The following is a 17,236-nucleotide window of genomic DNA, read 5'->3' as shown; positions in this document are numbered from 1 at the left end:
TCCTCCTCAGGGGCTATCGACTTTTCCTTGAAGAGTGGTCACGGTGCACCGAGATGTGCGGGACGTCCGCGGCGTCGTCTCCCCAGGCGATGCGCTTCGGCTTCGCGGACCACTCGACGGTCGCGGCGTGGTCGCGTTCGAAGTAGTCCCAGGCCCAGGAGATGAACGCGTCGGCCTTGCTGTGGGCGCCGCTCAGCAGCATCGCGTGGACACCGAGCCAGGCGGCGAACGCGATGGGGCCGTCGACCTGATGGCGGTGCTTGCCGACCTCGGCGACGGCCGCGTTGCGGCCGATCATGGCCATGATGCCCTTGTCCTTGTAGTGGAACGGCTGCGGCGGTTGTCCGTTGCGCTCGCGCAGGATGTTGCCGGCGGCCCAGTCGCCGGACTGTTGCGCCACCGAGCCCAGTTGCGGCAGCGTTGTGCCGTGCGCCCCCGGGATGTTGGCGGCGTCGCCGATCGCATACACACCCGGGTGCCCTTCGACTGTCAGGTCGGGCAGCACGTCCACCCGTCCCCCGCGACCGGTCTTGAGTCCGGCGGCGGCCTGCACCACGGGCGCCGCCGACTCACCGCCACCCCAGATGACGGTGCGAGTGCGGATGGCGGTTCCGTCGTCGAGCTCCACCCGGTCGGCGTGCACCGAGGCGACACCCGTGTCGAGCCGGGGTTCGGCGCCCTGCGTGGTGAGCTTCTTGTGCGCGTACTTGTGTGACCGGCTGGAGAATGCGCCGAGCAGGGTGCTGCCGCGGTCGATCAGGAAGATCCGCCCGGACTTCGGTATCCGGTCCATGGTCGCCAGCGCGGCCATCAGCTCGGTGAGCGCGCCGGTGATCTCGACCCCGGTCGGGCCGCCGCCCACGACGACGACGTCGAGGGCGTCCTCGTCAAGCTGCCCTTCCGAGACGGCCCGCACCAGGTCCTGCACGTGGAGCCGGAGCCGCTCGGCGTCCGCCACCGAGTAGAGCGGGAAAGCGTGTTCGGCGGCGCCTGGGACACCGAAGAACTCGGGCTGTGCGCCGGCCGCGATCACCAGGTGTGATCCGCCGACCACCTCGCCGTCGGACATCGTCAGGCTGAGGTTCGCGACGTCGACTTCCGTGACGTGCGCGGTGCGGACCTCGACCGTCGGGTAGGCGTGGAAGATCACCCGGTGCGGGCGGGCGATGTCCTCCGCGGGCAGTTGCGCGGTGGCGACTTGGTAGAGCAGGGGCTGGAACTGGTGGTAGTCGTTACGGTCGACGAGGGTCACCCCGATGCCCTCGTCACCGAGCCGGTGGGCACAGGCGACTCCCGCCAGCCCGCCGCCCAGGACCACGACGTTCCCGCTCTCGTTTCGCTGCCCGGTCACAGTGACAGCTCCGCCCGGAAGTCGGACAGGATGATCCGGCCGGCCGCCTCGATCAGGGCGAGGTGGGAGAACGCCTGGGGGAAGTTGCCCAGGTGTCGTGCGCGGTCGACTTCGAACTCCTCCGCGTACAGGCCCAACGGCGACGAGATCCGCAGCAGGCGCTCCATCAGGCTCGTCGCCCGGTCCATCTCGCCGACCACGGCGAGCGCGGAGACCAGCCAGTACGAGCAGATCAGGAACGTGCCTTCCTTGCCGGACAGGCCGTCGTCGGTTTCGTCGGTCCGGTAGCGAAGGACGAAGCCGTTCTCGGTCAGTTCGCTGTCGATCGCGTCGACGGTGTTGCGCATCCGTTCGTCGGTGCCCGGCAGGAAGCCGAACAGGGCCGCGAGCAGGGTCGACGCGTCCAGCGCGTCGGTGTCGTAGTGCTGTCGGAGCACGCCGCGGTCGCTCACCCCGTGCTCGAGGATGTCCGCGCGGATCTCGTCCGCCGTCGTGCGCCACCGGCCGGCGAGCTCGTCGTCGTCGCGGATGCTCGCCAGCTTGGCGGCCCGGTCGAGCGCCACCCAGCCCATCAGCTTCGAGGACACGTAGTGCTGAGGCTTGCCGCGCGCCTCCCAGATGCCCTGGTCCGGCTCGCGCCACGCGGCGGTCGCACCGGCTGCCTGCGACTGGACGAGGGGCCAGAGCCGGCGCGGCAGGTGCTTGCTTCGGGTGGTGTGCAGCAGCAGCGAGTCGAGGACCGCGCCGAAGACGTCGTTCTGGCGCTGGTCGAACGCGCCGTTGCCGACGCGCACCGGCCGGGCGCCTTCGTAGCCGCCCAGGTCGTCGCGAGTGGACTCGGTCAGGTCCCGGCGTCCGTCGATGCCGTACATGATCTGCAGGCCACCGTCGGCGTTCGGCTCGAGGTCGGCCACGAACTGCATGAACTCGTCGGCTTCCCAGTCGAGGTTCAGGTAGTGCAGCGCCTGGAGTGTGAACGTGGTGTCGCGGATCCAGGTGTAGCGGTAATCCCAGTTGCGCTCACCGCCCGGCGCCTCGGGCAACGACGTCGTCAGGGCCGCGACCGTCGCGCCGGTCGGCATGTAGGTCAGGCCTTTGATGGTGAGCGCCGAGCGTTCGAGCGGATGACGCAGCGGGTGGTCCGGGATGCGGGCACGCGCCAGCCAGCTGCGCCAGAACTGGATCGTCGCGTCGATCCGTGCCTGCGCGTCCGCGGCGTCGGCCGGCGACGCCAGGCCCTCCGCCCACGACACCGCGCAGAACGCCTTGTCGCCCTTCGACAGCACGTGCCGGGCCCGCGCCGTGCCACCCTCGATGCCGATCAGCATGTCGGTGCTCAGCCGGAAGGTCTGACCGGCTCCGGTCGCGTCGGCCGCGTGATCGTCGTCGCCGACGATGGTCCAGGTGGCCGGCGTACGCCCGTAGTCGAACGCCGGCTCACAGACCAGCTCGATCTCCAGCGCGCCTTCGAGACACTCGACGGTGCGCACGAGCATGTGGTCGGCGTCGTCGTCGGCGGGCGGCCTCGTGTGAGGCGTGATCGTGTCGGGGCCGCGCCGCGGGCCCATCGTCAGGGCGTCGTGGACCAACAGCCAGCCGCGTGGCGTGTGCCACGTGGTGGTCATGACGTTCGTGCCCGGGACGTAGGTGCGCGCAGTGGGCACGTTGATCCCGTAGGGCCCGAACCGGAACGAGCCGGCTCCGCGGTCGAGCAGGTCACCGAAGGCGCTCGGGGAATCGAACGCGGGCAGGCAGAGCCAGTCGACGGATCCGTCCGGAGCGACCAGGGCACCCGTATGACAGTTCGACAGGAACGCGTAGTCGGCGATCGGCGGGAAGGGCGAGGTCGTGGAACTCACGAGGGCTCCTTCACAGTCGTGACACGCGAAATCGCGGGCCTTTTTCGACCATCGATGCACTGGGCCGCGCGGCAATCACCCTTCGCGGGTGATTGCGGCGCAGCTCAGCCGGCCGCGCGGTCAGCGGCGTCCTCAACGCCTTCCTCGGGCAGCAGCCGGCGCTGGTCGAGCACGTACAGCAGCACGAAGCCCGGCAGCACGATCAGCACCGCCACTCCCACCGCGACCAGCAATGCGACCAGGGTTCCGGTCGGCGCGGCGGCAGCGGAGACGGTGACGCTCTCCGGCAGCAGGTAGGGCCACTGGGCCACGCCCCAGCTGAAAATGATGCAGGCCACCGCGACCACGGCGAGCGCTCGTGCACCGCGGGCGGCGTCGCGGACCAGCAGCACCAGGGCGCCGAACCCGCTCAGGACGCTGAGCACGACCGGTGGCAACGCCCAGGACGAGATCATGCGGTCGAAGACGTGCGGGGCCGAGGAACTCAGGACGACGAAGCCGATCACGGCGACCACGGCCGCGACCACGGCGGTCACCACCGCGCGGCGGCGGAAGTAGACCGCCATCGCGGTGTCGTCTGCTCGCCGTGCGTCCCAGACGAGATACACCGCCGCCAGGTACGCCGCCAGCACGACCGCCAGGCCGCCCGTCACCAGCGATGTCGGGTTCAGCCAGCTGTCGACGGGATCGCCGGCCTTGCCACCGGCCGGCACATGACCCGAAGCGATGCCGCCCGCGATCGCACCGAAGCAGAACGGCACCAGCACGGACGCGAGTGCGAATGCGCCACCGAAGACACGACGGGAGCGAACGGTGACCACAGACTTGCGGAACGCGAAGCTCGCGCCACGCAACACGATGCCGAGTGCCGCGATGGTCAGCGGGACGAACATGGTCAGCGTGATCGACTGGTACGCCAACGGAAAGGCGGACCACGTGACGACGAAAATGAAGATCAGCCAGACGTGATTGGCCTCCCACACCGGGCCAATCGATCGCTCAATCAGGCCGCGCGGTGCGGCACCTCGCGCGGGCCCGCCGGCCGTCAGGTCCCAGAATCCGGCGCCGAAGTCGGCTCCCCCGAAGACCGCGTACGTCGCGAGGGCGACCAGCAGCACGATGGCGACGGCGGTGCTCACGGCTCGGACTCGACGGTCTCGGCCGGCTCGGGTTTCTCCGTCGGCCCGTACGGAGTGTCGATGTCGGCGAACCCGCCTGCCCGGCGGAAGCGCCTGCTCATCGAGCGGAGCACCATGATCGTCGTGACGCCGAGTGCCAGGTAGAGAACGATCACCGCGATGAAGGTGATCCAGACACCGGCGTTCCCGGTCGCCGCGGCCTCGACCTTCATCAGGTTGTAGACGATCCACGGCTGCCGGCCGACTTCGGTGACCACCCAGCCGGCCTCCATCGTGATGACCGCGAGCACGCCCGAGCACGCCGCCACGCGCAGGAACCACTTGCCGGTCGGCGCGCGTCGCCGGATCAACCAGATCGCGGCGTACCAGAGCGACAGCAGCAACAACAGTGTCCCGAGACCGACCATCACGTCCCAGGCGAGGTGGACGACGTTGGCCTCCAGGACCGTCGGACGGGTGTCGGCCGGCACACTGTCGAGGCCTTGGACGACGGTCGACCGGCCGGTGCTCGGGTCGGACAGCCACGACGCCATGCCCGGGATCGGGATACCCCCGGTGACCGTGCCGTCCTCGTTGAGGTGGCCCAGCAGGGTCTCGGGAACGTCCGAGCTGGTCGTCGGCACCAGTTCGATGGCGGCGAACTTGACCGGCTGATTGTCATACACCCAGCGCGCCAGGGTGTCGCCCACGCCTATCTGGATCGGCGTCGCCACCGCGGCAACGCTGAAAGGGATGGCGAACCCGAGCTTGTGGTAGCGATCGACCCGGCCGCGCAGCATGCCGACCGCGTAGACCGACGAGATCAGGAACCCGCCGACCAAGTACGCGGCGACGACCATGTGCGCGGCCTGCAGCGGCATCGCGTCGTTGAAAATCACCGCGAGCGGATCGACGTCGACGATCTCGCCCTTCGCGTTCGCGGTGAACCCGGACGGGGCGTTCATCCAGGCGTTCGCCGCCACCACGGAGACCGAGCCGAACACCCCGGCGAGGACGATCGGCACGCCGGTCCAGAAATGCGTCCACGGTTTCAGCCGTCGCCAACCGAAGATGTAGATCGCGACGAAGATCGCCTCGGTGAAAAAGAACAGCCCCTCGAACGCGAACGGCACGCCGAACGCCTCGCCCCAGGTCCCCATGAAATGCGGCCAGAGCAGCCCGAACTCGAAGCTCAGCACAGTCCCGGTCACCGCGCCCACCGCGAACGTCACGGCCATGTACTTCGACCAGCGCTGCGCGAGCACCAGCGCGGCACGGTCGTCTTTCCGCAACGCCCGGTAGTTCGCGATCAGGACCATGAACGCCCACGACACCCCGAGCGGGACCAGGATGATGTGGAAAGCAAGGGTGAACGCCATCTGCGACCGCGCCCACGGCACGGGGTTCACGGCAGCCATGGTCGCCAGGCCGGTCAACGTCTCGCCCACGAATCACCCCTGACTCCCTGTGCCCGGCCGCCGCCGCTCGGAGGGTTCGCCGATTGCGGCGCTGGCCCGACCCTCTCCGGTCCCGATCCCGCCGAGCATCACCCCACAGGGATGACGTCGACCGTGGATCGGACCGCGGCGCCAGGACTTCCCGGTGGCGTGACGCTGCAGTCCACGCTGGATTGTTGAAATGGAGAGACGGTCGCGTTTGACCGTTGACCGGGCGTAGTCCATCTCGCATCGCCCTGCCCCTCACGTTGGTCGCCGTTGTGACCGTGCACGCTGGTTGTCGCCAGGTGACGTGGGCGACGTCCGGGTCCAGTCGTTCGTATGCGCGATAGGTGTCACCAGGTGTGCACGGTTTCTGTCACCACCACGAGAGGTGTGCTGCGGTCGTGCGACGCTGCCGGGTCGTGGAGTGGCGAGGTACGCGCGTGAGACCGTCCGAGAAGAGGCGTCGGTGTCCGAATGCCGGTGCCCGTGTCAGGTTCCCGGGGTGGCTGGGACCGGTGGCGCCGGGCGGGGGAAGTGGATGGCCGCGCCATCTGGCCGGAGGCGACGATCCGCTGGGGCACCGCAGTGCAGCCAGATCCCCGGCAGGCGTGCCCGCAACAACGCCGTCGTGATGGCGGTCCGCCGTTTCGTCATCGGCGCGGTTCTGATCGGCAAGGGCATCGCTGCGCTCGGGTGAGGCACGGGTGGTGTTCACCTGGCGCAGGTGAGGCCGGGCGGCGCCGGGCAAGGTCGGATGGTGCGGGCGAGGCCGCCTTCAGCCGGGCGATCTGAGGAGGGACATGAGCAACTCGTTCCGAGGCAAGGCCAACATCGACATCCGAGACTCGGCTCCCGGCTGGGAGCCGTTCGAACCGCCGCGGGCGCCGACGGCGCGCCGGACGTGGTCTACGTGATTCTCGGCGACGTCGGGTATTCCGCGATGCGGGACGTGAGCGGCAACCCCTCGTCCACCTGGCGCGCGAGGCCGAGGCGATGCTGCTGCGCGAGTAGCAGGACACCCCTGCGCCGACGCTTCCCCGTTCGCCGCCGGCGGAAAGACTCGGGTCAGGAGTAGTTCCGCGCACCCGACGCCCCTCTTCGGGTCACCTGCGGTCACTGAAGAACCCATCTGGTCGCAATGCACGAGGACACGAGGAGGTGACGGACGGCGATGTTGTCCGAAGCTGTTCCTGCCGCGTTCGGTGCGGCGATCTACCCGCCGGCCTTGCTGTTCATGGCATTCCTGTTGGTCAACCCGCAACCCAGAAAGCGGGCGCTGATTTTCCTGGCCGGCGCTGTGATCATCACCCTCGGCTTCGGCTTCCTCTCGGTGCTGGTGTTGCAGAGCAGCGGAGCGGAGAGCACCAAGCACCGCACCGTGCCGGCCTGGATCGACCTCTCCATCGGCATTTTGCTGGTGGCCTTCGCCCTGGTGGTCTACTCCCGGCCGCCCCGCGGACCCAAGGCCGCCAAAAAACGCCGCGAGTTCGGCGTGATCGGGTTGCTGACCATCGGTCTGCTGATGTACACGCCGACAGCGTTGTACATCGCCTCGCTGCACGCCATCGCCAAGGCGCACGCCAGCCTGGTGGTGACAGTGCTGAGCATCATCCTCGTCGCCGTGATCTACATGCTGCTGATCGAGATACCGATCGTCGCCCACGCCATCTGGCCGGAGGCGACGATCCGCTGGGTCACCGCCGTGAACGCATGGCTGGCAAAACACGGCCGCACCATCATCATCGTCGTGTCGGCCGGCTTCGGCATCTACCTCATCAGCTCGGGCATCGCCCACCTCGTGTAATCGACAGCCGGTCCCATCTCCGCGACGCCGTGCACGCTGAGTTCCTCGCCCATGCGCTCCCTCTCTTCGTGGTGATAATTGATCATCGAAGAGAGATCGGCCAGTGTGCTGAGCCCGAGAGCCCGGCTGGCCGTCAAAGACAGTGCGGTCGCGCCCGGCTGAGTCAGCGCGAAGGTCTTGCGCCGACCTCCGACAGCTTCCGGTTTGGCCGCGTCCGGGACAGAGTCAGCCTGCTCTCCGCGTCCTCATCGCGAATGATCTTGACTAGCTTTCGAGCCCGAACGGAACCGACCCCCATTCTGGTGCGCAGCTTGTCTGACGAGATCGGCTTCTGGTGTGCCGCGTCTTCACGTCGCGCCTGGTTCGGACCAGCCGATTAAGGAGAAGCGGCCCGACCGCATCGAAAGCCGCCTTGCCGGCTGAAGCACGGCGCTTGGAGCACCGACGAGCACCAAGCGCATTGTTCCAAACAAGAGCCCGAGTATGGAGAGATCGACGGCGGGAGCGACCCATACCGGAACCCCGAGCCCAAGCGCGAAGGTGAGTACGTTGCCGCAGCCGAAGAGCCTACGACTGTGCCCACGATGCCCGTCACCGCGCGGATGATTACCGCGCCCTCAATCCCAGTGACTGCGTCGCCCCGAGAACGCGCAGTGGGGCCGCCCATCACGACCGCCCCCGCGGCGACGAGAGGTCGTACGTGCCCTCGACAATCGACGTGCCCGTCAGATCGGGCCGTTCGGGGGACGCTGTACGTGCCCCCGACGGGGTTCGAACCCGCACTGGGTCGATTTTAAGTCGACTGCCTCTGCCAGTTGGGCTACGGGGGCACCGACACCTTAGCGGGACCCGCGCGGTCCGTCAGATGCGCGGCGTGTGATCCGCCACAGCGGACGCCGGCGCCAGCCCCGAAGCGCCGGCCGGAACAAGCGCGTCCATCAGCAGGTCGAGATACCGGCGCCAGCCCTCCGAAGCCTCCGCGGGGAACGACGGCAATGTCCCCACCAGCATCAACACCAGCCGCGGGATGTCGTCGGGGACGAGGTCCGCGCGGAAGGCCCCCGAGGTCTGGCCGGCGGCCACCAGGGCGGCCACCGGGGAGAAGAACCGCCAAGCCAGGTCCATCGTCAATGCACCAACGTTGTTGGCCGCCGCGAACAGCGGCTGCTCGGCCGCCGCCAAACTCACCGCGGCCTCCAGTGCGGCATAAACGCCCTCCCGCGGATCGCCCAAGGAGGCGGCCCGGGACAGCACCGGCGCGATCACCTCGTCGAACCGTGCCTCCAGCACCGCCCGCACCAGGTCCTGCTTGTGGGGAAACCGGCGGTACAACGTCGCGACCCCGACGCCGGCCGCGGCGGCGATCTCCTCCATCGGCACGGTGACGCCGCCGGCGGCGAAGACCGAGTAGGCCGCGTCGACGATGCGGCGGGCGTTGCGGGCGGCGTCAGCACGCAGCGGCTGCGGGGGCATGCCCTACACTACCAACTGATAGCTCACTATCACTTGGACAGGAACCTCCCATGGCAGAAGGCATCTCCCGTCGACGGCTGTTCAAAGCGACCGCGGCCACGGCGGCGACCGCGGCGATCCCGGCCAGACCGCGAACCGACGTGGACCTCCGCACTTTCCCCTCGCCCGACCTCCCGCCCTACGTCGACGAGCTACCGATCCCGCGGACCCTCCGCGGCGACCGCCGCCTCGCCATGGCCGAGTCCACACACCGCTTCCACCGCGACCTCGCCCCCGCGCCAACCTGGTCCTACGGTGGCGCCGAGTACCTCGGCCCCACCATCGAGGCCCACACCGGCGAGAGAATCCAGCTCACCTTCGACAACAACCTGGGCAAACACCTCTTCGCAGCCGACGTCGACCCCACCCTCGACGGCGCGTCCGAAGAAAGCCGCACCAGGCCCCACACGTCCGTCCACCTGCACGGCGCCGTCACGCCGCCCGAGATGGACGGCCACCCCATGGACGTCTTCCTCCCCGGTGAACACCGCACCTACCGCCACGAAAACCGCCAGCCCGCCGCCGGCCTCTGGTACCACGACCACGGCATGGGCCTCACGCGCTTGAACGTCCACGCGGGACTCGCCGGCCTGTATCTCCTGCGCGACGAGGGCGACACCGGCGACCGCACCAACGCGTGGCACCTGCCCAGCGGCGAGTTCGAACTGCCGCTGATCCTGGCGGACCGCCGCTTCCACCCCGACGGCTCGCTCAACTACCGCACCCTCACCCTCGTCCCGCAAGGCCACTGGGACGGCGGCCAGATCGGCGACCGCATGACGGTCAACGGCAAGGTCTCGCCGTACACGCACGTCGCCCGCGGCCAGTACCGGTTCCGGGTGCTCAACGCGTCGAACTTCCGCGCCTACCACCTGTTCTTCCGCGACCGGCGCCCGTTCCACGTGATCGGCAACGACGCCGGCCTGCTCGACGCCCCCGTCGTCACCACCGAAGTCCGCCTCACGCCCGGCGAGCGCGCCGACTTCGTGGTCGACTTCTCGGACCTCGGAAAAGGCGAGCACGTCGACCTGATCAACGACCAGCGCGAAGCCGCGCTCATCGCCCTCGTCACGGGCGCGCAGCCGCTGCCCGATGTCGTGCGCTTCACCAGCACCGGCGCGAGAGGTCACCAGCAGGCACTGCCGACTCGGCTGCGCGTCACGAAAAAGCCGTCGGCGCCCTATCGCCGCCGCGTCGTCACGCTCACCCAGGACCTCAAGCTCACGCGCTGGCCGCCGGTCGGCATGTCACTCAACAACCTGTGCTTCGAGGACGACCCGATCGCGATGCCGCGCCAGGGCACCACGGAGCTGTGGGAGGTCGTGAACCTCACCATCGAGGACCACCCCGTGCACCTGCACCTGGTGAACCTGCACCTGCTCAACCGCCAGATGTTCGATCCGTTCGCCTACTCACTGGCGAACCCGCGCCCGCTCCTGCACACGGAATGGGCTCCGCCGCCGGACGGCTTCCTCATCGGCGCGCCCCAGCCGCCCGCACCGTGGGAGGCGGGGCCGAAGGACACCGTGAACTGCCCGCAGAACACCGTCACGCGCTTCCTCGTGCACTTCCCGACGGCCGACGAGCTCGGCTTCGACCCGGACGCGACGTTCACCCCGGCCGCAAACGCGATGCCGCACATGGACATGAAGCTCCAGGGCTACGTCTGGCACTGCCACATCCTCGACCACGAAGACGACTGCATGATGGCCCGCTATCGGCTCGTCACCCCGTAAAACCCTGCGAAACGACCGAAGCCGGACCTCCCCGCAGGAGGTCCGGCTTCAGCGGAAAACAGGCTCAGCCCTTCGAAACCCGGGCGAACTCTTCCTTCGGGTTGTTGATCTGCCCGAGCGAGATCACCTCACGGCGGAACAGGCCGCCGAGCATCCAGTCGAACAGAATGCGGATCTTGCGGTTCCACGTCGGCATCGCCTTGAGGTGATACGCGCGGTGGAAGAGCCAGGCCGGGAAGCCCTTGATCTTCAGGTTCAGCGCATCGGCGACACCCTTGTGCAGGCCGAGGCTGGCGACCGCACCGAGGTTCTTGTGGAAGTAGTCCTTGGGCTGGCCGCCGCGCAGGACCTTGATGATGTTCTTGGACAGCAGCGTCGCCTGGCGCACGGCGTGCTGCGCGTTGGGCGGGCACGTGGCCGTCGGGTCCTGCTCGGTGCGCGAGAGGTCGGGGATCGCGGCGTTGTCGCCCGCCGTCCACACCTCGGGGTGGCCGACGACCTGCATCGCGGCGGTGGCTTCGACCCGGCCGCGCTTGTCGAGCGGCAGGTCGGAGCCGGCGAGCACCGGGTTGGCCTTCACGCCGGCCGTCCAGATGAGCGTGTCGGTGTCGAACTCGGTGCCGTCCGAGAGCACGACGTGGCCGTTTTCGAACGACTTGGCCGCCGTCGACAGGTAGACCTCGATGCCGCGCTTCTCCAGCTGCTGCACCGTGTAGACGCCGAGCGTCTCGCGGACCTCGGGCAGGATCCGCCCGGCGGCCTCGACGAGCACCCAGCGGATGTCGGCGGGCTTGATGTTCGGGTAGTAGTTCTCGACCGCGAACCGGGTCATGTCCTCGAGCTCGGCCAGCGCCTCGATGCCGGCGAAGCCGCCGCCGACGACCGTGAAGGTCAGCAGGCGCTTGCGCAGCTCGGGGTCGAGCGTGCTGGCCGCCTCGTCGAGCTTGGTCATGATGTGGTTGCGCAGGTAGATGGCCTCGCCGATGGTCTTGAAGGCAATGCCCTGCTCCGCCAGGCCCGGGATCGGCAGGATGCGGGCGACGGCGCCGAGCGCGACCACGAGCACGTCGTAGTTCAGCGTCTCGATGTGGCCGTCGGCGGCCTCGACCGTGACGGCCTTGCGGTCGTTCTCGATCTTCGTCACGCGCGCGGTGAGCACGTGGCAGCGCTTGAGCACGCGGCGCAGGGGCACCACCACGTGACGGGGTTCGATCGCGCCGGCCGCCGCCTCGGGCAGGAAGGGCGCGTAGGTCATGTGCGGCTGAGGGTCAACGACGGTCACGGAGGCCTCGTTGGCGCGCAGCATCTTCTGGAGCCCGTACGCGGTGTACAGGCCGACGTATCCACCACCGAGGATCAGGATCCGAGTCGGTTCCGACTTAACAGCCATGACTCCATAGTCGCACTTGCCGAGCCGTATCGCTCGGGTACCCCGCCCCGCTGTGACCAGCGTCGCCATGCAGGCGGTAACGATTCAGAAGAGGCCTCCGGCCCTGGCCGCGGAGGCGAACACGTCACACACCATCGCGTGAGTCACACGGCCCGTCCGGACATTACGGGGTGACACGTGGTAGCAGCAATGCAGCTGTAGGTCACCGAGCTCGACGACGGTCCCGTGCCCGAACGCCGGCCTCGGCGACGGCACCGGCCATCCCGCGTCGGCGAGCACCGGCAGCAGCGCCTGCCAGCCGAACGAGCCGAGCACCACGACGGCCTTCAAAGTCGGGCGCAGGAGCCTCAGCTCGTCGGCGAGCCAGTGGCGGCAGGTGTCGCGCTCGGCCGGCGTGGGTTTGTTCTCGGGTGGCGCGCAGCGGACGGGCGAGACGAGGCGGGTGCCGCGGAGGGTGAGGCCGTCGTGCTTGCCGGTGGACGTCGGCTGCGACGCCAGCCCCAGCTCGTGCAGCACGCGGAACAGGAAATCCCCCGACGGGTCACCGGTGAACATCCGCCCGGTGCGGTTGCCGCCGTGCGCCGAGGGCGCGAGCCCCACCACGGCCAGCGCGGCATCCGCCGGCCCGAAGCCGGGTACGGGCTTGGCCCAGTACTCGTCGTCGAGGTAGGCGGCCCGCTTCGTGACCGCCACTTTCTCGCGCCACGCCACCAGCCGCGGGCACGCGCGGCACTCGGTGACCGCCGCGTCGAGCTCGGCGAGGGTGTCCATCAGCGGCCGGCCAGCGCCGCGCGGCACAGGTGGTCGGCCGCGCGCGTCGTCTCGGGCAGGCGGTAGCGCGGGCTCAACGCGAGCGTGAGCCGGCAGGCGTGGTCGAGGCTGATCAGGTGGCCCGCGGAGACGTAAACCGGTTTCACGCCAGGCCGCGTGCGCACGACGGCACCGAGTTGCTCGTCGCCGTCCAGCGGCGACGGGGTGTCGCCGGGTTCCGGGCCGGGCTCCGCGTGCGTGCCGACGAGCCGCGTTTTGCCGACGCCGAACGCCGGGATCCCCGTGAGCACCCCGAGGTGGCACGCGAGCCCGAAGCGCCGCGGGTGGGCGAGGCCGTGGCCGTCGCAGGCGAACACCTCCGGCGGGTGCGTGAGCGCGGCGATGGCGTCGAGCAGCGGCGGCAGCTCGCGGAGGCGAACAGGCCCGGCTCGTAGGGGAAACTGACCTCGCCCGTGACCACGCGTTCCTCGACCACGCGCAGATCGTCGAGGGCCACCGTCACCGCGGCGGCGGCGATGCGTGTGCCGGCGGGGTCGTAGGCGACGTCGAGGCCGGTCACCGTCGCCGGTGCCGGGCAGGCGTCGGTGAGGTCCACGCGGCCGCGGAGCGCGTCCTGGACCTCGCGGGCCTCGGGAATCGTGGCGGGCCAGCGCATTCCGCCAGCTTTCCACAGCCGGTTTGGCTAGGTTGGGTCCATGTCGGACACCACCGAAGAGACCCCCGAAAAGCCGGCCACCGCGGAGAAGCCGCCGGAGCCCGTCGACGACCTCGTGACCACGCACCACACGCTCACGGTCAAACGCCGCAAACTGGCCTACACCGCGCAGGCCGGGCGCGTGGTGCTGCGGCAAGAGGTGCTGAAGGAGGGGAAGTCGGAGGGCCACAAGCCCAAGGCCGAGGTCTTCCTCACCTCCTACACGCTCGACGACGCCGAGCCGGGCACCCGCCCGGTCACGTTCGCATTCAACGGCGGCCCTGGCTCGTCCAGCATCTGGCTGCACATGGGCCTGCTGGGCCCGCGGCGGGTGCTCTCGGGTGACGTCGACGACCTGGTCGCGCCGCCGTACGGCATCGAGGACAACACCGAGACCCTGCTCCAGCACAGCGACCTCGTGTTCATCGACCCCGTCTCCACGGGCTACTCGCGCGTGACCGAGGGCGGCGAGTCCAAGGACTACACCGGGTTCCAGGGCGACATCGAGTCGGTCGCCGAGATCATCCGGCTGTGGGTCTCGCGCAACGAGCGGTGGCTGTCGCCGAAGTTCCTGGCCGGCGAGTCGTACGGCACGCTGCGCGCGGCCGCGCTGGCCGGGCACCTGCAGGACCGCTACGGCCTGTACCTCAACGGCCTGCTGCTCATCTCGTCCGTGCTCGACATGGGCACGCTGCGCTTCCACGAGGGCAACGACCTGCCGTACTCGCTCTACGTACCCACCTACGCGGCCATCGCGCACTACCACGGCTTCCACGGCGACCGTCCCCTCGACGACGTACTCGCCGACGCCGAGGACTTCGCGTCGAAGGAACTGCCGTGGGCTCTGGCCCGCGGCGCGCGGCTGTCCACTCAGGACCGAGCGGAGACCGTCGCCACATTGGCTTCACTGACGGGCCTTTCAGAGTCCTATGTGGATCGCGTCAACCTGCGCATCGAGCACGTCCGCTTCTTCACGGAGCTCCTGCGCGACCGCGGCCTGCTCGTCGGCCGCATGGACGGCCGCTTCACCACGTGGGAGGTCGACGGCGGCCGCGAGCACATGAGCGACGACGCGTCGATCTCGCGCATCATCGGCGCCTACTCGGCGGGCTTCAACCACTACATCCGCGCCGAGCTCGGGTACCAGAACGACCTGCCGTACGAAATCCTGTCCGGCGATGTCTTCAAGGCGTGGTCGTACAAGGACTTCGAGGGCCGGTTCGTGTCCGTTGTGGACTCCGTGAGCGCCGCCATGCGCGCCAACCCGCACCTGAAGGTCCACGTCGCGTTCGGCCACTACGACGGCGCCACGGCGTACTTCGCATCCGAGCACGTACTCGCCCACCTGCAGATCCCGGACGAACTGCGCGAAAACATCGAGACGGCGTACTACCCGGCCGGGCACATGATGTACGTGCACGAACCGACTCGCATCCAGCAGTCGAAGGATCTGGGGAAGTTCGTGAAGTCGGCTTCGAACCGGTAATTCTTTCGGGTCTTTCGGTCTAGAGGACGAGGTCGGCCAGCCGGTCGACCTCGTCCGGATCCGCGACGGTCGGCGTGAACGTGAGCTCGTTGAGCCCCGCCACCTCGAAGTCCCGCACGATCGCCCTGATCTTCTCCGGCGTCCGCACAGCCCCGTCGGCGATCGTGTCGGCGTGGTCTCCGGCGTAGGCGTAATAGGAACGCAGGTAATCGTCGCCGTTCTCGGCTTGTGTCGCCGAGAAGTACGCCAACCCGAGCAACCGCGGCTCATCGCCCCGGCCGGCTTTCGCCCACGCGGCCCGGATCTCCTTCACCGTCGGCTCCGCCCTGGCCGGCCCACCTCCGGCACCCGTCCACCCGGCCGCGTGCTCGACCGTCCGCCGCACCGCCCGTTTGCTGTGTCCACCGATCAGAATCGGAATCCCCGGCGGCTCCGGCACCACGGCCCTTTTCTCGCCCGGGAAATCCCCTTCGGCCACCGCTTCACCCCGCCACGCCCGCTTGAGGTAGCTCAACTGCCGATCGAACGCGGCACCGCGTCCGGCGAAATCCCGTTCCACCGGCAGGTAATCCGACTCCCGCGCCCCCACACCGAGCCCGAGCGTCAGCCGCCCTTCCGCCAGCGACGCCACGGTGCCGGCCACCTTCGCCAGCACCGCGTCCGGATACGTCGGCCCCAGCACGGCATTGGTGACCAGCCCGATCCGGCTCGTCGCCCCCGCCACCCCGGCCAACGCCGTCAACGAGTCCAGCGACGGGTACGCCACGCGCCCGATCGTGGACACGAACGCAAACCCGCGCCGCTCCGCCCGGCGCGCCCACTCGAGCACCACCGCTCCACTCGTGCCGGGCACCGTGTTGGGAATTCCGATACCGATCCGCATGCCGCCAGTGTGCAACCAACGGCCGGCCACCGCAGCGCTCGGCTCCGCGACAAACCACCCCAATGTGGCGTTCGGTGTGCTCAACGCACCGAACGCCACATTGGGTGCGCTCAACGCAACCAACGCCACATTGGGACGCGCCGGGCCGGGCACGTGATCGGTCACGGACGGCGCTGAACTGGTGGTCGGGGGCGGCTCCGGGCCGCCGCGTAGGCCGCCCGAAGTTCGGCGGCCACGCGGTCCGGCTCCGTACGCAGGCGCATTGGCAACGTCTGCAGCACCACGATCCCCGCTGCCGCATAGCGTGCGTTGCGCGCGAGCGTGTTCGCGTAGCCGTCCCACTCCTCATGCCACGCTCGTGAGTCGATTTCCCACGCGAAGGCGATGTCGTCGCACCAAGCATCTGGCTTGGCGACATATCCACCCTGCTCGTCGAAAACGGTGACGTTCCACTCGGCATCTGGCAGTCCGGTGCTCTTCCACAGCTCCCACGCGTCCGCCTCCGCCACAGATTCCGCCCCACCGAGGAGCGTGGCCAAGGCGCGCCGAGGAATAGCCGAACCACGCTGGCTTCCTCGGCTGAGCTCTCGATCCAGTTGAATCAAGCTGCAGCGTTTCCGCTGTACGGCCTCGGCCAGTAACGCTTGGACTGATTCGAAGTTTCGCATCCTGCGCACGGCATCAAGCACGGCCCTGTACGCCGGCGCGGCTGGAACACCACCCAGCATCACGGGGTACGGAAGCCTGGTCGAGCGCTCGACCAGCGCGAAACCCGCACTCGTGATCTCGCGGCGATCAGGTACGAGAATATGGACGTCGTTCGGCTCCGGCATCATGCGGAGACCATGCCGCCTGGCGGCCCAGAGACCTGTCAGCATCGCGTCCGGCCCACCACGCAGGAGGGCCGCACCGATACGTTGCTCGTCCGTTGGGTCTGTCGGCAACAGCAACACGATGCCCGGCAGCACCCACCGCCAAGGCCCGCCGGGCAGACAACGCCGATAGATGCTGCTCCGACTCATCCCCGTTGCCTCGAGGGCCGCAACTCGAACCACTATCTCGTCACTGTTCCGCCCGGCCATCACCGGATGCCAACGTCCACGCCGCATCAGCCCAGGTTGACGCACTAATGCCGAGAGATCGAGCCGCACCCGTCACCAACGGTCCACTCGCGACCATTTCCAGCTAAT

Annotated in this window: 12 protein-coding genes, 1 tRNA gene and 1 pseudogene; 3 read left to right on the top strand and 11 right to left on the bottom strand. The window is 68.8% G+C overall.

Features of this window, described 5'->3' with window-relative positions; translation table 11 throughout:
- Positions 1 to 13 precede the first annotated feature (13 nt).
- From QRX50_RS14350 to QRX50_RS14335, 4 genes are all read right to left on the bottom strand, one after another.
- A complete protein-coding gene (locus QRX50_RS14350; protein ID WP_285972428.1) occupies positions 14 to 1,351 on the bottom strand; it encodes an NAD(P)/FAD-dependent oxidoreductase in 1,338 nt (445 codons plus the stop codon).
- Entirely contained in the window at positions 1,348 to 3,210 is a 1,863-nt protein-coding gene (locus QRX50_RS14345) for a glycoside hydrolase family 15 protein (RefSeq protein ID WP_285972427.1), read from the bottom strand. Before QRX50_RS14345 ends, QRX50_RS14350 begins: the two co-directional genes overlap by 4 nt.
- A gap of 104 nt (positions 3,211 to 3,314) precedes the next feature.
- Positions 3,315 to 4,349: a cytochrome d ubiquinol oxidase subunit II gene (locus QRX50_RS14340; RefSeq protein ID WP_285972426.1), complete on the bottom strand. Its 1,035-nt coding sequence runs from the start codon at positions 4,347 to 4,349 to the stop codon at positions 3,315 to 3,317.
- Positions 4,346 to 5,776 (bottom strand): cytochrome ubiquinol oxidase subunit I, encoded by a 1,431-nt coding sequence (locus tag QRX50_RS14335; RefSeq protein WP_285972425.1) that lies wholly within the window; start codon positions 5,774 to 5,776, stop codon positions 4,346 to 4,348. Before QRX50_RS14335 ends, QRX50_RS14340 begins: the two co-directional genes overlap by 4 nt.
- Before the next feature lie 1,165 nt (positions 5,777 to 6,941).
- On the opposite strand from QRX50_RS14335, the gene QRX50_RS14330 reads away from it, so the two are divergent.
- Positions 6,942 to 7,574 (top strand): GAP family protein, encoded by a 633-nt coding sequence (locus tag QRX50_RS14330; RefSeq protein ID WP_285972424.1) that lies wholly within the window; start codon positions 6,942 to 6,944, stop codon positions 7,572 to 7,574.
- A gap of 756 nt (positions 7,575 to 8,330) precedes the next feature.
- On the opposite strand, the gene QRX50_RS14325 is transcribed toward QRX50_RS14330, so the two are convergent.
- Positions 8,331 to 8,404 (bottom strand) — tRNA-Leu (locus QRX50_RS14325).
- A 31-nt stretch (positions 8,405 to 8,435) separates the two neighbouring features.
- Entirely contained in the window at positions 8,436 to 9,047 is a 612-nt protein-coding gene (locus QRX50_RS14320) for a TetR/AcrR family transcriptional regulator (RefSeq protein WP_285972423.1), read from the bottom strand.
- Positions 9,048 to 9,097: 50 nt separating this feature from the next.
- On the opposite strand from QRX50_RS14320, the gene QRX50_RS14315 reads away from it, so the two are divergent.
- A complete protein-coding gene (locus QRX50_RS14315) occupies positions 9,098 to 10,822 on the top strand; it encodes a multicopper oxidase family protein (RefSeq protein ID WP_285972422.1) in 1,725 nt (574 codons plus the stop codon).
- A gap of 64 nt (positions 10,823 to 10,886) precedes the next feature.
- Here the strand turns inward: QRX50_RS14315 and QRX50_RS14310 are convergent, their stop codons facing one another.
- The 3 genes and pseudogenes from QRX50_RS14310 to QRX50_RS14300 all read right to left on the bottom strand — a co-directional run bounded on the left by QRX50_RS14310 (position 10,887) and on the right by QRX50_RS14300 (position 13,638).
- Positions 10,887 to 12,212, bottom strand: coding sequence for an NAD(P)/FAD-dependent oxidoreductase (locus QRX50_RS14310; RefSeq protein WP_285972421.1), 1,326 nt, complete (start codon positions 12,210 to 12,212; stop codon positions 10,887 to 10,889).
- 84 nt (positions 12,213 to 12,296) lie between these two features.
- The gene (locus tag QRX50_RS14305) at positions 12,297 to 12,983 is read right to left on the bottom strand and encodes a uracil-DNA glycosylase (protein ID WP_285972420.1); all 687 of its coding nucleotides are present in this window, start codon (positions 12,981 to 12,983) and stop codon (positions 12,297 to 12,299) included.
- Positions 12,983 to 13,638: pseudogene (locus tag QRX50_RS14300) on the bottom strand (endonuclease V). Before QRX50_RS14300 ends, QRX50_RS14305 begins: the two are co-directional and overlap by 1 nt.
- Before the next feature lie 40 nt (positions 13,639 to 13,678).
- Between QRX50_RS14300 and QRX50_RS14295 the strand changes: the two are divergent.
- Positions 13,679 to 15,163, top strand: a complete 1,485-nt coding sequence (locus QRX50_RS14295) for a S10 family peptidase (RefSeq protein WP_285972419.1) — start codon at positions 13,679 to 13,681, stop codon at positions 15,161 to 15,163.
- Positions 15,164 to 15,182: 19 nt separating this feature from the next.
- Here the strand turns inward: QRX50_RS14295 and QRX50_RS14290 are convergent, their stop codons facing one another.
- On the bottom strand, positions 15,183 to 16,046 hold the full coding sequence (locus tag QRX50_RS14290; RefSeq protein ID WP_285972418.1) for an LLM class flavin-dependent oxidoreductase: 864 nt from the start codon (positions 16,044 to 16,046) through the stop codon (positions 15,183 to 15,185).
- Between the two features lie 161 nt (positions 16,047 to 16,207).
- Complete coding sequence (locus QRX50_RS14285) at positions 16,208 to 17,155, bottom strand: hypothetical protein (protein ID WP_434533270.1); 948 nt, start codon at positions 17,153 to 17,155, stop codon at positions 16,208 to 16,210.
- Positions 17,156 to 17,236: the final 81 nt, after the last annotated feature.

The sequence above is a fragment of the Amycolatopsis sp. 2-15 genome (assembly GCF_030285625.1).
Classification (GTDB): domain Bacteria; phylum Actinomycetota; class Actinomycetes; order Mycobacteriales; family Pseudonocardiaceae; genus Amycolatopsis; species Amycolatopsis carbonis.
Note: the sequence above shows the minus strand (reverse complement) of the source record. Positions and strands in the feature narration are given on the sequence as shown.

Bases quoted from the DNA above. Each gene is read 5' to 3' on its own strand.
- QRX50_RS14330 (WP_285972424.1), top strand. From the start codon at position 6,942: ATGTTGTCCGAAGCTGTTCCTGCCGCGTTCGGTGCGGCGATCTACCCG.
- QRX50_RS14320 (WP_285972423.1), bottom strand. From the start codon at position 9,047: ATGCCCCCGCAGCCGCTGCGTGCTGACGCCGCCCGCAACGCCCGCCGC.
- QRX50_RS14315 (WP_285972422.1), top strand. From the start codon at position 9,098: ATGGCAGAAGGCATCTCCCGTCGACGGCTGTTCAAAGCGACCGCGGCC.
- QRX50_RS14310 (WP_285972421.1), bottom strand. From the start codon at position 12,212: ATGGCTGTTAAGTCGGAACCGACTCGGATCCTGATCCTCGGTGGTGGA.
- QRX50_RS14305 (WP_285972420.1), bottom strand. From the start codon at position 12,983: ATGGACACCCTCGCCGAGCTCGACGCGGCGGTCACCGAGTGCCGCGCG.
- QRX50_RS14295 (WP_285972419.1), top strand. From the start codon at position 13,679: ATGTCGGACACCACCGAAGAGACCCCCGAAAAGCCGGCCACCGCGGAG.
- QRX50_RS14290 (WP_285972418.1), bottom strand. From the start codon at position 16,046: ATGCGGATCGGTATCGGAATTCCCAACACGGTGCCCGGCACGAGTGGA.
- QRX50_RS14285 (WP_434533270.1), bottom strand. From the start codon at position 17,155: ATGCGGCGTGGACGTTGGCATCCGGTGATGGCCGGGCGGAACAGTGAC.